The following is a 13,516-nucleotide window of genomic DNA, read 5'->3' as shown; positions in this document are numbered from 1 at the left end:
TGAGAATATGAAGAACAGTTTCGATCCGAATTTACCGATCTATCTGCAAGTCATGGACGAAATCAAAAAAGATGTCTTCACTCATCACTACTTACCAGGGCATAAAATTGCTTCTGTACGTGAATTAGCCTTACAGTATAGTGTTAATCCCAATACCATTCAAAAAGCGCTCAGTGAGCTGGAAAGAGTTGGTTTACTGCATAGTGAGCGAACTGTCGGACGCTTTGTGACAGAAGACCTTGAACTGATTGATCGACTGCGTTATGAGATCAGTCATGAAAAAGTACACACATTTGTCAGCGAAATGAAGGGCTTAGGATATGATCGACAAGGAATTATTGATGCCATTGACGAAGAATTTGAGGCACAATAAAAAAGTACGGAGTTTATTTCCGTACTTTTTCACTATTATTTTTGGTAAAACTCGTTGTAAAGATTCACGGCAGCGGTAAATACTGCACTTCCGTTCATCGTTCCGTAATTGCGCATGTCAATGACTTCAACAGGATATTTACCGTTTAAGATTTTTTTGACCGATTCTAATTTATAACGAATCTGCGGTCCCAGCAGTAAAACATCAAAATCACCAAGATAATTCTCGATACCCGATTCTCCTATCGCCCAGATCTTGCATTCGATACCTTGTTTTTTAGCTTCTTCCTGCATTTTTGTTACAAGCAAGCTTGTTGACATTCCACCAGCACATGCTAACATTATCCTCATCATTATCTTATACCTCCTCATTTATTCTAGCACACTATAAATCAAATGTTAACTGAATATGCTCATTCTCTAATTTATAGGCAGCAATAATATCTTCCATTTTGTAAAGGAGTCCGTATTTTTGACATTCGTTTATAAAAACTTGCTTTAAATGGGGATAATTTTGGATTTCACACATGTATCTGTTTCCAAAAGATTCTTGATATTTTTCTTTTAACATAGGAAATAAACGATCGAGCTGCTGATAATAGTAGTTCCTTTGATTCGTACGCAAGGTTACGCCAAACATGGAATAAATGAATTTAGCCCCATGTTCATGAGAAAGACGTACCACTGCTTTGATATTATCTTCCTGATCCGTGATAAAAGGCAGGATCGGGGTAAATAAGATTCCGGTAAAGATGCCCTCATCGCTTAATGCTTTCATCGCTTTAAAACGTTTGGAAGAAACACAGACATGGGGTTCAATTTTTTTGGATAGTTCATCATCCGCAGTGGTTACAGTCAATTTGACAATCACATTTTTCATTTGCTTTAAGATATCTATATCTCGGACCACTAAATCACTTTTTGTATCAATCGATACACCAAAATGATAAAACTGCAGCAGTTTTAATGCCTGACGCGTAATCTCGAGTTCCTTTTCAAAAGGGTTATAGGTGTCACTCATAGCTCCAATTCCTACGACCCCTTTTTTCTTTTTGGATTGTAATTCTTTATTTAAAATAGCGATCTCATTTTCTTTGATGCGCACTTCATCAAAATGGTCAATCCCATAACATTCACTGCGGCTGTCACAATAGATACATCCATGCGGGCATCCTTTATAAAGATTAATATTATAATCAATGCCAAACCAAAAATCGGAATTTCCGCCGGCTTTTTGCAGTATTGATTTTGCTTTAATGGTTCGCATGATATCACCTCATTTTAACCATCATAGCATGTTCCCTAAAACTACGCCAAGAAAAAAGAGGCTTATTGCGCCTCTTCAATGACTTCATCTGTTATTTTTGGAGTTTCTTCGGGTTCAGTTCGGATCTGCTTCATTTGGTGATAAGTTAATAGAGTGGTAATCAAGAAGGAAGCAGCATCGGCGATTGGTACGGCAAAGAAGATTCCGTATAAACCAAACAGATTAGATAAAATTAAGATCATCGGAATCAAAATAATGATCTGTCTTAATAAGGTCAGAATGCTGGCTTCGCGTACTTTTCCGATTGCCTGAAAATAGTTGGCACAGCAGATTTGTGCTCCGATCAATGGTAAACATAAGAACCAGATACGTAAAGCATTCGTTCCTAAGTTGATAATATCGGTTTCCTTGTTGAAGGCAGTGATAATAAATCCCGGTAAAAGCTGGATTACGGCAAAACCGATAATCGCAATGGTACTGGCAGCAATAATCGCATATTTCAAGGTTTCTTTTACACGACTCATTTGTTTTGCCCCGAAGTTGTAGCTGATTAAAGGCTGCTGTCCTTGAGTCAGACCGGTAATCGGCATGAACAAGATGGTTTGTACACTGGTGATGATTCCGACTGTAGAAATAGCGATATCCCCACCGTAATTGACTAATGTACCATTTAAAATGATATTCAAGATACTGTTTGAAAACTGCATTAAGAAAGCGGGAACTCCTGTTGTGATAATCTTCTTTGTGTGTTCAAATTTTAAAACCATCGATTTAAACTGGATAGGAATTAAACAACGTTTCGAGAATAAGAAGGCTAACTGCCAAACCATGCTTAAAAACTGTCCGCCAATCGTGGCTAAAGCGGCTCCCTCCATCCCCATATTAAATTTAAAGATTAAAATATAGTCAAAGGCGATATTGAATCCGGCTCCGATCAACTGTGAAACCATCGCATTTTTAGGATTTCCTTGTGCTCTTGAAAAGTTGTTTCCGCACATGGTGATACATGAGAAAACAGCTCCGTATAAAATAATACTTAAATATGAACGGGCATAAGGCAATACATTACTGCTGGCTCCTAATATCCCCAAAACTTGATTAATAAATAAATTTCCGAAAATCATGATGACAGCACCGAAAATAATCGCTAAAGTTAAAGCATTCCCTATGTATATGCTGGCATCTTTCTCTCGTTTTGCACCCAGACTGATAGAAAAGCAAGTAGCACCTCCGACCGCACACATTAAACTTACAGCCATTAATATCAGTGTCACCGGATAACTTACCGTAATTCCGGCAATTCCTAATGATCCTAAATGCGGTGCATTTCCGATAAACATACGGTCGACGATATTATATATAGCGTTTACTAACATTCCGATAATAGCCGGAACAGAGAATTTAATTAATAACTGGGAAATCTTTCCCGTCCCCATTTCATTTTTTTCCATATAATTCCTCCTACATTGTTATATTGTAAGGTACCGAAATAAAAAAGTCAACCCATAAATAAAGAGAAAAGAACCCATTATTCCATTGGTTCTTTATAGAAACGCCCATCTATTTTAATAGATTTAGTAATATTGACAAAGGCTTTTGGATCGTAGGTTCTTACAAATTGTACGACATCTTTTACCTCATTTGCTGAAACAACGGTATAAAGCAAAGTTCGTGGTTCATCTTTATAGCAGCCTTTCCCTTCAAAACGTGTGATTCCATGATGCGTATACGTTAGTAATGCTTTTTCTAAACTATTGGGATCAGCAGTTACGATAAACAAGGTTGTTCGCTGATCACGCTGATAAAGCTGACCGATAATCTGCGTTGATACAAACTGGAAGATGATCGAATATAAAGCTGCTTCCCAACCAAATAAGATGCCGGAAATCATGAGAATGATCGTATTTAAGCCAAAAACAAAGTTCCATGAAGACGTATTCCAACGATCAGACAAATAGACAGCAATAAAATCGGTTCCCCCACTTGAAGCTTTACCATGTAATGCAATCGAGATGGCTAAACCATTAAAAATTCCTCCGAATACTGAAACCAGCAAAGGATCCGAAGTGATCGGCATCGCCGGAATCAAATCAACTAAAAATGAGTTGAGCACAATCATCAAAATTGAATAGCCGGTAAACTTTTTACCAATTGTTTTAAACCCAATATATGCCGGAATGGCATTTAAAGTAATATTGATAATGGAATAAGGTAAAGAGATACCCAGCAATTCCAAAGCAATTCTTTGAATCAGTAAAGACAATCCGGTAAAGCCACCGGGCAATAAGTTTCCTGCACGTACAAAAGACTTGATATTGCATGACATAATGAATGAAGCGATAACGACACAAATAATCGAAATAAGATGTTTTTTCCAAAGTTTTTGTTCTTTGGATTTTGCATAAACCATGTTTTAAATTCTCCCTTATGTAAATTCCTTTATCATTATAGTATGTATCAAAAAAAATACAATGAAAAGTGTAAGATGTTTAGAATTAATTTTATTGAAGATGTTTTTGTAGGAGACGCTTTGCTATAATGGGGGAGAATGAATAAAAAAACAAATCACAACAAGGAGAAACCAGATGAAATTAAGGTTAGCAAATATAAACGATTTACCGCAGCTTAAAGAAATGTATAAAAAGATAGTAGCACACATGAAGGCAAATAATATGTTGATTTGGGATGATGTTTATCCAACTGAATTTTTAGCGGAAGATATCCAGCATGAGCGGCTTTATGTTTTAACCGCTCACAATCGAATTGTGGCGGCTCTTGCCTTGAATGATACCCATTGTGGCAAAGAGGCGGTACAATGGGAAAACACGCAGGCAAAAGCAATGTATATAGATCGATTTGGGGTTAATGTGGAAGATTTAAAAAGAGGGATAGGCAGTTTGATGCTTCAAAAGGTAATCCAAATGGTAAAAGAAGAAGCCGACTATCTGCGATTATTTGTTGTAGACATCAATATTCCGGCAATCAACCTTTATAAGAAAAATGGATTTAAGCAAGCAGAGGGCGTCTTGGAAGAAAAAATAGAGGATGAACGGATGCTGCGTGAATATGGATTTGAAATAGATTTAAAGGAAATGATATATGATTAAAATGAGTGGAACAGCCATGAATAACTTTAAATTGCCGGATCTGGTTAAATATATATGTGCGATCATGGTGATTTGTATCCATTGTGATGTCCTGTTTGGACAGCCTTATCTTAATTTTTTTATAAAACAGATTGTCTGCCGAATCGCTGTCCCATTCTTTTTTATCAGTGGAGCATACTTTGTCAGAAAAGGCAGCGATGGCAATCCGGCCTATGTCACAAACTATTTAAAAAGATTGATGAAGTCTTATTGGGCATGGAGTTTGGTTTTTATCCCCGTTGGCTTAGATTGGATTCACCAAAATTTAAACATTGCCAGTTATTTATTGCCTTTCGCTTTTATTTATGGACTTATTCATATTGGAACGTATTACCATCTTTGGTATATCCCGGCATTTATTTTTTCTGTCTTTTCAGTGAATCTATTATTAAAGCGCTGTTCTTATAAAAGTCTTTTCATCATAGCGTCTGCATTATTTATGTTTGGCAGTCTGGAAACTTATTACGGACTTTTGCCTTTAGGTGTATTCAAAGATTTTTTCGATGGACTTATTCAAATAATATTTACCACAAGAAGTGGATTGTTTTTTGGAATGATATTTACACTAATGGGGTTCTATATTTATGATCACCAGAAACAATTAAACGCATTATTGAAATATGTTCCGTTATGCACAGTCGTTTGTGCTGTTTTATTAGTCTTAGAGGGGACTTTTCTTTATTCTTCAGAAAGATTGGATATGAATTTTTTACTGATGTTGGTTCCTTTTAGTTTCTTCTTTTTTATTTGGATGCTTTCTTTTCCTTATATGCCTAAATGTGAAACAAAACAGATTCGGGGTTTGTCAAAATACTATTATTTTATTCATCCGGTTTGTATCATAATCGTTGAGGAAATAGGAAAAGCTTATCATTTGCCGGTTTTATCATCGGGTATCATCAGTCTTTTGGTGGTCATTATGTTAACGCATGGATTAAGCTGTTTGATACTTGAAATAAAATTCCCGCTTAAAAAGACTGCTGTGTTTTGGTCGGCACTGTTGGGGATTGGTTTCACCTTTATCATCGCAAGTCTATTTTTTATGTTTAATCCTTTGGATATTGTGATTAAGTTTGAACTTGTCCCATGTTTATGGCTTTACTGCAGTTTTGTGATATATTATCTATTAGATAAGCATAAAAGTACAACTGAAAAAGAGGAACTGGTGCGATGAGTACGATTTTAAAATGAATAAATCAATATTACAGTAGGAGGAATAAAGATGAACGATAAGCAAAAAGAAAATTCAATGATCGAAGGATTGAAAAGCTATAAAAGAAATATAGAAGCCCCTTGGGGATTGCTGTTTTATAGGATTATCTGGGATCAGCTAGGCCAATTAAAGAATAAAAAGATATTGGACTATGGCAGTGGATTTGGTGTCACAGCAAATGAGTTAGCTGCCCAAAATGATGTGACAGCGATAGAACCGAATAAAGATATGATTAAATTGAGATATAAACAAAACGCATATCAGCAGTTAGTCGGAACAATCGAGTCTTTAAAGCAAGAACCCAATCAAAAATATGATGTGATTATCTGTCATAATGTATTAGAGTATGTAAAAGATCGAGAAGCGCTGATCGCGGAGTTTCATCGTATCTTAAAAAAAGATGGGTTTATATCCATCGTAAAGCATAATAAATTGGGGAAAATTATGCAAAAAGCAGTCCTTGAGTATAAAGTGGAAGAAGCGCTGACTTTACTAGAAAATAGAAATGTAAAATCATCTAATTTTGGAACGATTGATATCTACGATAATGAAGACATTGAAAATTATTCAAAGGGAGTTTTAAAGATTGAGGATTATTATGGCGTAAGAATTTTCTTTGCGTTACAAAATAATGAGCTAAAAGTAAAGCCGGGTTGGCTGGAAGAAATGTTTACTTTAGAAAGAAGGGCGGACCAGATTCCGGAATTGAGGGATATAGCTTCCTTTCATCATATCATTTTAAAAAAAACAGGCGTATAATAGGATTACAGGATAAAAACAAGGGGGAGAATTAGATGAATGACAATAAGACAGGGGAGACACAACCCGAAAGAAATTACGTGGCTTTGGGGATTTCCTTAGGTATATGTTTCGGTGTTGTTTTTGGTATCACAATGAACAATTTGGCACTGGGCATTGGTCTAGGTTTATGCGGAGGAGCGATCATTGGTTTGATTGCGAAAAATAAGCAATCATAGACTATAATTCTATAAAAAGGAGAGATACTATGGATCTCACATTTAAAACAGATAACGGACGTTTTAACTATCGTGTAGGAGCAATTTTGATAAAAGATGGAAAAGTATTGGTCGTTAAAAATGAATGGTCTGCTTACTATTACAGTGTAGGCGGTCGTGTCCATTTTGATGAAACGACAAAAGAAGCAGTGAAACGTGAAGTGAAAGAAGAATTAGGCATTGATTTGGAGATTGAACGACCTGTCTTTTTTCATGAGCAATTCTTTGATGAGGTAGATTCCAAAGAACATTTTCATGAAATATCGATCTATTATTTGATGAAACAACCAAACGATGATCAAGAAATGGTATGCACCTCTGTATCAGAGACGGGCAATAAAGAGGTATTGTGCTGGCTCCCCATTGATCAGTTGGAGAATTATACAGTTTTTCCGAGCTTTTTTGCGAAAGAGTTGGTGAATTTGCCCGAAGGCATAAAGTTTATTACGAGTTGCGAATAAAACATTAAATCATGATTTGTGAAGCGTTGATGAAATAGAATTAAGGACTGACAGTATCTGAATAGGGGAACTTTGGCAGTCCTTTTAACGTATAAAAAAATAGAGACTAACTCTCTATCTTTTCGATAATGCCGGATACTAAGGCAACCATGTTTTTTTCTGCTTTATTTGCTGCTTCCATCACTTCTTCGTGGGATAACTGATTTTGTGATAAACCAGCGGCTTTATTTGTAACTAAAGAAATGCCTAAGGTTTTCATTCCGCTATGACGAGCGACAATGGCTTCCGGTACCGTAGACATTCCAACCATTCCCACACCTAACATTCTCAGCATACGGATTTCTGCCGGGGTTTCAAACATCGGACCTTGGAAGAAACAGTAAATACCGCTTGTTACAGGGATAGCGAGTTCATCTGCGACTTTTCTGGCTAATGCTTGATAGTCTTTGTTGTAGACTTCGGTCATGTCTTTAAAACGAGGACCGAATTCATCTAAATTTGGACCACGCAGCGGACTTGGGGCAAAGAAACTGATATGATCTTCAATGATAGAGATCGTTCCGGCTTCCATATCATCTTTTAAGCCTCCGCAGGCATTGGTAACGATCAAAGTTTCAATACCAAGTTTTCTAAATACACGGACAGGTAAGGTATTTGTATAGATATCATGTCCTTCATAATAATGGAAGCGTCCATTTAAAATAACCACTTTTTTGTTACGGATGGTTCCGATTACTAATTTGCCTGCATGAGATGCAATCGTTGGTGTCGGAAAATGAGGAATATCTTTATAATCAAGAGTAATAGGATTTTCTACGATATCCGCAAGGGGTCCTAATCCCGAACCTAGAATAATAGCGATTTCCGGCTGCCATGGCAAGTATTGTTGGATGTAGCTTGATGCTTCATTAATTTTATTTATCATCGATTTTTCTCCTTTATTCTTTTTTAGTATTATATCATGTTCTATGTCTGTTTTTAAAGTGGCTCGATAAAAAAGCAAATTTTGCCGGTATAGCGTAAATAAAATAAGAAAAAGTAAAACAAATATAAAGAAGAAAGAGAAACTTTCATGTATAATAAGTATAAAGAGCGAGGTGGGAAAATGAATAAAGAACATTTTAAACTAGATAAACTGCAGCTGCATGACAGTCGTGTGTTTAGAGATCCGATTCATAACTATATTCATATTAATCATTTATTGTTTTGGCAGCTGATTAATACCCGAGAGATTCAGCGTTTACGCCGTATCAAACAATTAGGCGGAACCTTTCAGGTGTATCAGAGTGCCGAACATTCACGCTTTACCCATTCTTTAGGGGTCTACGAGATTGTTCGCCGCATGATCGAAGAAACAGAAATTAAACAATATTTGAGTGATTATGATATGGCAACGGTGCTATGTGCCGGGTTATGCCATGATTTAGGACATGGTCCTTATTCCCATTCTTTTGAGCAGGTTTTTTTGACGCATCATGAAACGATTACGGTGGATATTATATTAGGAGATACAGAAGTCAATCAAATTCTGACTCGTTATCATCCTGATTTACCAAAAGATGTGGCACAAGTTATTGAAAAAAAACACCCTAACAAGGTGCTTGTGCAAATGGTATCCAGTCAGATCGATGCGGATCGTATGGACTATTTATTGCGTGATTCTTATTTTAGCGGAACAACTTATGGGCAATTTGATTTGGCACGAATACTAAGAACCTTACGTTTGGTAGACCACCAGATCGTGTATAAGAATTCGGGAGTACAAGCAATCGAAAACTATATATTAGCACGTTATCATATGTATTGGCAGGTGTATTATCATCCTACCGCACGTTCATTTGAACAGCTTTTATCGCAAGTGTTTAAACGCATCAAAGATCTTTATCAGGACGGTTTTGATTTTGAAACCGATATTCGTTATCTGCTGCCGTTTTTAAAGAATCAATGGGATTATCGCGACTATCTTAATTTAGATGAATCCGTAGTGCAATATTATTTTAGATGCTTTAGTGACAGCAAAGATCCGATATTATCTGATTTATCACGTCGTTTTTTAGATCGTCACCTGTTGAAACATCAGGATTATCATGATCCTAAAGAAGTGGAACAGTTATCCAAGATTGCTTTAGAAAAGGGATTTGATCCCAACTATTATATTATTACTGACAATCAGCGTCAGATTCCCTATAAACATTATGGAACTGATGGCGCCATCGAAGATATTAAAATATTGATGGATGATCAAAAAACATTGAAAGATCTTCCCGAAGTATCCGAAATTGTAGACGCTATTGTCCGCAGCAAGCGTAATAAAACAGATCAAAAAGTATATTATCCTAAAGAAATAAAATAACGCTTCATTATGAAGCGTTTTTAAGTGGTCTTTTTAATAAGGCAAGCATGATCATGCCGATAATTGCTCCGGCGACTAAGGCAATAAGGTACCCGAGCGGATTACCGATAACCCCAATAACGAAGATTCCGCCATGAGGTGCCATCAAGGTGCATCCTAATGCCATAGACAGACCGCCGGCTACCGCTGAACCCACCACACAAGATGGCAGTATATGCAGCGGATCAGCAGCGGCAAATGGAATCGCCCCTTCGGTGATGAAAGAAAATCCCATGATAATATTTGTTAAAGTTGTTTGCTGTTCTTTTTTAGTAAAGCGATTCTTAAAGAAGAACGTTGCTAAGGCAATAGCTAATGGTGGAACCATTCCCCCAATCATGACAGCTGCCATGATATCATAATTTCCGGTTGCAATGGATGCGGTTCCGAATACATAAGCAGCTTTGTTGATGGGACCGCCCATATCGGCCGCCATCATTCCGCCTAAGACAATGCCTAACAATATTTTGCTTGAACCGCCCATTGAATTCAATAATCCGGTAATACCGTTATTGATTGCGGACATGGGTGGGTTGATTAAGAAGGTCATCCCCAATGCCATAAGCAGGATTCCAAAGAACGGATAAAGCAGAACCGGTTTTAATCCTTCAAAAGCATCTGGCAAATGATCGAATAGACGACGTAAACCATTCACTAAATATCCGGCAGCAAATCCGGCAACCAGAGCCCCTAAGAACCCGGAACCACCGGCATTAGCTAAAGCACCGCCAACAAAACCGACAGCTAATCCGGGACGATCGGCAATCGACATGGCAATGTAACCTGCTAGAATCGGCAGCATGAAACCAAAGGCAGTATCACCGGCTTTTTTAAAGAAAGCCGCTAACGGAGTGTTGGAACCAAAGTTTGCCGGATTAATAGAAAAATCGTCAAACAAGAATGCCAAGGCAATCAAGATTCCTCCGCCAATGACAAATGGCAGCATGTGAGATACTCCATTCATTAAGTGTTTATAGATCGTACGTCCGATCCCTTCAGAAGATGTTTCTTCAACAGCTTGTGCAGAATGATCACTGTGATAAATCGGCGCCTTTCCGCTGATAGCTTTATTGATTAATTCTTCTGCTTTATTAATCCCATCAGATACTTTGACTTGAATGACAGGTTTTCCATCAAATCTTGCCATTTCAACATTTTTATCCGCCGCTACGATAATCGCTTCACATTCCGCAATTTCCTGAGCTGTAGGAGCGTTTTTAACTCCACCGCTTCCATCCGTTTCGACTTTAATCGATATTCCCATTTGTTTCGCTTTTTCTTCCAAAGCTTCGGCTGCCATATAAGTATGAGCAATACCGGTTGGACAAGCAGTTACGGCTAATAAGCGATAAGACTGATTAGAAGCGTTTTGTTCTTGGTTTTTTGTTTCTTCTTTTTTTCTTTGACTGGCTTCTTTTTCGCTGATCAGGGCTAAGAACGCTTCTTTATCTTTTGCATTGATAAGCTTATCTTTAAATTCAGTATCCATCAGCATTTGCGAAAGCATTGCCAAGATTGAAAGATGTTCATTTCCCCCGGTTTTAGGTACTGCGATCATAAAGAATAAATATGCCGGCTGCTGATCCAATGACTGGTAATCCACCCCATTTTTAACGACCATTGCCGCTAATCCGGGTGCCGTTACCGTTTCGCTTTGGGCATGAGGAATGGCAATACCTTCACCAATCCCGGTAGTACTCAATTCTTCACGAGCATAAATACCTTGCTTGTAGACTTCTTTATCTTTTAAATTTCCTTGATTATTCATTAAATTGACCAAGTGATCAATTGCTTGGTCTTTAGTATTGACTTCTGCATGAATATCAACGGATACACTTTTTAATAAATCTAGGATGTTCATTATTGTATTACCTCCGTTTTTAATTGCTGATACACCTCATCAATGGTTTCTTTTAATGCGAGGTCCTTGCTGAAAGCTGTTGCACCCCCACAGGCACTTCCAAGACGCAGGGCTTCACTGTAATCCTGATGTTTTAAATATCCTGCTAGGAAACCGGCAACCATCGAATCTCCACTGCCTACGGAATTGATTAAAGTTCCCTTTGCTCCGGGACAGTAGTATACGTGTTGATCATTGGCAATAAGGAGCGCCCCCTCTTTACCAAGTGAGACTAAGACGTTCATAGCACCTCGTTCCTGAAGTTTTTTTGCGTAGCTGATCAATTCAGTTTGATCGTTGATTTCGGTTTGAAAAATTTCTTCTAATTCACGATGATTGGGTTTGATTAAAAATGGTCGGTATGGCAGGACATTCAATAATAATTGTTTTGTCGCATCTACTAAAATACGTACTTCTTTATCCTTTAAATGAGCCATGATCTTTTCATACATATCATCGGGTAATGAAGAAGGAATACTTCCGGCTAAAATCAAAGTATCGCCTTTTTTCATGGTATCCATCTTATCCATTAGTTCTGCTAACTTACCAGATGAAATATATGGACCATTCCCATTTATTTCCGTTTCTTTTTGACCTTTCATTTTAATATTGATACGTGACAGCCCTGTTTCTAATTCGCATAAGTCACAGATGAAACCACGTTGAGTTAATTCTTTTTTGATTTGCTGACCGGTAAAGCCAGCAATGAAACCCAAGGCAGTATTTTGATAGCCTAAGCGCTGCAAGATCGTTGACACATTGAAACCTTTTCCGCCGGGATACATGTCTTCTTTGACGGAGCGGTTGGTTTCTCCTTCTTTAAAATCAGGAACTTGCATGATATAGTCTAATGATGCATTAAAGGTTATCGTATATATCATTTTGAAACCTCCTCGATTAGGGTCATATTTTTTAATTCTGCGTGATCACAGTAATCCGTGATGATGATGGCATCTTCAATATTGGCAAAGTGAACGGGGCTGATTTTATTAAATTTGCTGTGATCGCAAAGGACGTACCTTTTCTCGCAGCGGTTAAATGCAGTTTCTTTCATAGAAGCTTCTTCACTGTCCGGTGTAGTAAAACCATATTCACTATCTGTGCCATTCGTACCAAAAAAACCTTTGGTAAAATGATAGCGAGAAACTTCACTAATTGCTCGGCTGCCCACACAGCCACCGGTAATCCCACGAATCTCTCCGCCGATGCAAATGACTTTAAAGCCATGAACGGCTAAGATATGAGCATGGAGAAGGCCGTTTGTTATATAGGTTGCGTTTTTTTCCTGAAGATAATCCAATAATTTTAAGGTTGTTGAACCGGAATCGATATATACAATATCGTTTTTTTCGATAAACTGACTGGCACGATAAGCAATTGCTTGTTTTTCTTGTTCATGCTGAAGCTGTCTTTCGCTCAATGGGTTTTCTACTAAAACATTTTTTTTATCGAGGATGACGGCACCGCCATGAACTCTTTTTAATAACCCTTGCTGATCGAGTTCTAATAAGTCACGTCGGATCGTAGATTCTGAAGCTCCGATCCGCTCTACCAGATCAACGACACTCACACTTTTGTTTTTCTGTAATTCTTTTAAAATATAATCATGTCTTTTTTCTGTTATCATCTATAACCACCACTTTCAGTCCTATTGTATGACTGTTCAATCAATAAGTCAATCAAAAACAATCAAAATATTTCAAATTAATTATCAAACAGTCATAAATATGATTTATTTTGACTGAAATA

At 37.4% G+C, this 13,516-nt stretch carries 15 protein-coding genes; 7 read left to right on the top strand and 8 right to left on the bottom strand.

What is annotated here, in order from left to right:
* Nucleotides 1-7: 7 nt before the first annotated feature.
* Complete coding sequence (locus tag BN1225_RS11700) at nucleotides 8-373, top strand: GntR family transcriptional regulator (RefSeq protein ID WP_041139997.1); 366 nt, start codon at nucleotides 8-10, stop codon at nucleotides 371-373.
* Between the two features lie 35 nt (nucleotides 374-408).
* On the opposite strand, the gene BN1225_RS11695 is transcribed toward BN1225_RS11700, so the two are convergent.
* The 4 genes from BN1225_RS11695 to BN1225_RS11680 form a co-directional block, all read right to left on the bottom strand.
* Nucleotides 409-726: a PTS sugar transporter subunit IIB gene (locus BN1225_RS11695; protein ID WP_041139996.1), complete on the bottom strand. Its 318-nt coding sequence runs from the start codon at nucleotides 724-726 to the stop codon at nucleotides 409-411.
* A gap of 31 nt (nucleotides 727-757) precedes the next feature.
* Nucleotides 758-1,639 carry an SPL family radical SAM protein gene (locus BN1225_RS11690; protein ID WP_041139995.1) on the bottom strand — a complete coding sequence of 294 codons (882 nt, stop codon included), beginning with the start codon at nucleotides 1,637-1,639 and terminating at the stop codon, nucleotides 758-760.
* Nucleotides 1,640-1,701: 62 nt separating this feature from the next.
* Complete coding sequence (locus BN1225_RS11685; protein WP_041139994.1) at nucleotides 1,702-3,090, bottom strand: MATE family efflux transporter; 1,389 nt, start codon at nucleotides 3,088-3,090, stop codon at nucleotides 1,702-1,704.
* A gap of 77 nt (nucleotides 3,091-3,167) precedes the next feature.
* Nucleotides 3,168-4,049 (bottom strand): YitT family protein, encoded by an 882-nt coding sequence (locus tag BN1225_RS11680; protein WP_041139993.1) that lies wholly within the window; start codon nucleotides 4,047-4,049, stop codon nucleotides 3,168-3,170.
* Between the two features lie 175 nt (nucleotides 4,050-4,224).
* On the opposite strand from BN1225_RS11680, the gene BN1225_RS11675 reads away from it, so the two are divergent.
* The 5 genes from BN1225_RS11675 to BN1225_RS11655 are packed head-to-tail and all read left to right on the top strand — an operon-like array spanning nucleotide 4,225 to nucleotide 7,475.
* A complete protein-coding gene (locus tag BN1225_RS11675) occupies nucleotides 4,225-4,746 on the top strand; it encodes a GNAT family N-acetyltransferase (protein WP_041139992.1) in 522 nt (173 codons plus the stop codon).
* Nucleotides 4,739-5,959, top strand: coding sequence for an acyltransferase family protein (locus BN1225_RS14425; protein ID WP_074434824.1), 1,221 nt, complete (start codon nucleotides 4,739-4,741; stop codon nucleotides 5,957-5,959). The genes BN1225_RS11675 and BN1225_RS14425 overlap by 8 nt, the downstream gene beginning before the upstream one ends.
* A gap of 48 nt (nucleotides 5,960-6,007) precedes the next feature.
* Nucleotides 6,008-6,757 carry a class I SAM-dependent methyltransferase gene (locus BN1225_RS11665; protein WP_052466610.1) on the top strand — a complete coding sequence of 250 codons (750 nt, stop codon included), beginning with the start codon at nucleotides 6,008-6,010 and terminating at the stop codon, nucleotides 6,755-6,757.
* A 35-nt stretch (nucleotides 6,758-6,792) separates the two neighbouring features.
* Entirely contained in the window at nucleotides 6,793-6,975 is a 183-nt protein-coding gene (locus BN1225_RS11660; protein ID WP_041139991.1) for a glycine zipper domain-containing protein, read from the top strand.
* A gap of 29 nt (nucleotides 6,976-7,004) precedes the next feature.
* Complete coding sequence (locus BN1225_RS11655; RefSeq protein ID WP_041139990.1) at nucleotides 7,005-7,475, top strand: NUDIX hydrolase; 471 nt, start codon at nucleotides 7,005-7,007, stop codon at nucleotides 7,473-7,475.
* A gap of 106 nt (nucleotides 7,476-7,581) precedes the next feature.
* Here BN1225_RS11655 and BN1225_RS11650 read toward each other — a convergent pair whose 3' ends face one another.
* The gene (locus BN1225_RS11650; RefSeq protein WP_041139989.1) at nucleotides 7,582-8,400 is read right to left on the bottom strand and encodes a purine-nucleoside phosphorylase; all 819 of its coding nucleotides are present in this window, start codon (nucleotides 8,398-8,400) and stop codon (nucleotides 7,582-7,584) included.
* A gap of 180 nt (nucleotides 8,401-8,580) precedes the next feature.
* Between BN1225_RS11650 and BN1225_RS11645 the strand changes: the two genes are divergently transcribed.
* Complete coding sequence (locus BN1225_RS11645; protein WP_041139988.1) at nucleotides 8,581-9,828, top strand: HD domain-containing protein; 1,248 nt, start codon at nucleotides 8,581-8,583, stop codon at nucleotides 9,826-9,828.
* 7 nt (nucleotides 9,829-9,835) lie between these two features.
* Here the strand turns inward: BN1225_RS11645 and BN1225_RS11640 are convergent, their stop codons facing one another.
* The 3 genes from BN1225_RS11640 to BN1225_RS11630 are packed head-to-tail and all read right to left on the bottom strand — an operon-like array spanning nucleotide 9,836 to nucleotide 13,394.
* The gene (locus BN1225_RS11640; protein WP_041139987.1) at nucleotides 9,836-11,728 is read right to left on the bottom strand and encodes a PTS fructose transporter subunit IIABC; all 1,893 of its coding nucleotides are present in this window, start codon (nucleotides 11,726-11,728) and stop codon (nucleotides 9,836-9,838) included.
* A complete protein-coding gene (gene pfkB, locus BN1225_RS11635) occupies nucleotides 11,728-12,648 on the bottom strand; it encodes a 1-phosphofructokinase (RefSeq protein ID WP_041139986.1) in 921 nt (306 codons plus the stop codon). Before pfkB ends, BN1225_RS11640 begins: the two co-directional genes overlap by 1 nt.
* Nucleotides 12,645-13,394: a DeoR/GlpR family DNA-binding transcription regulator gene (locus tag BN1225_RS11630; RefSeq protein ID WP_041139985.1), complete on the bottom strand. Its 750-nt coding sequence runs from the start codon at nucleotides 13,392-13,394 to the stop codon at nucleotides 12,645-12,647. The genes pfkB and BN1225_RS11630 overlap by 4 nt, the downstream gene beginning before the upstream one ends.
* Nucleotides 13,395-13,516 lie beyond the last annotated feature (122 nt).

Origin of the sequence: Beduini massiliensis, assembly GCF_000829905.1 — a bacterium.
Classification (GTDB): Bacteria; Bacillota_I; Bacilli_A; order Erysipelotrichales; family Coprobacillaceae; genus Beduini; species Beduini massiliensis.
The sequence above is the reverse complement of the archived record's forward strand: the minus strand, read 5'-3'. Positions and strand labels throughout refer to the sequence as shown.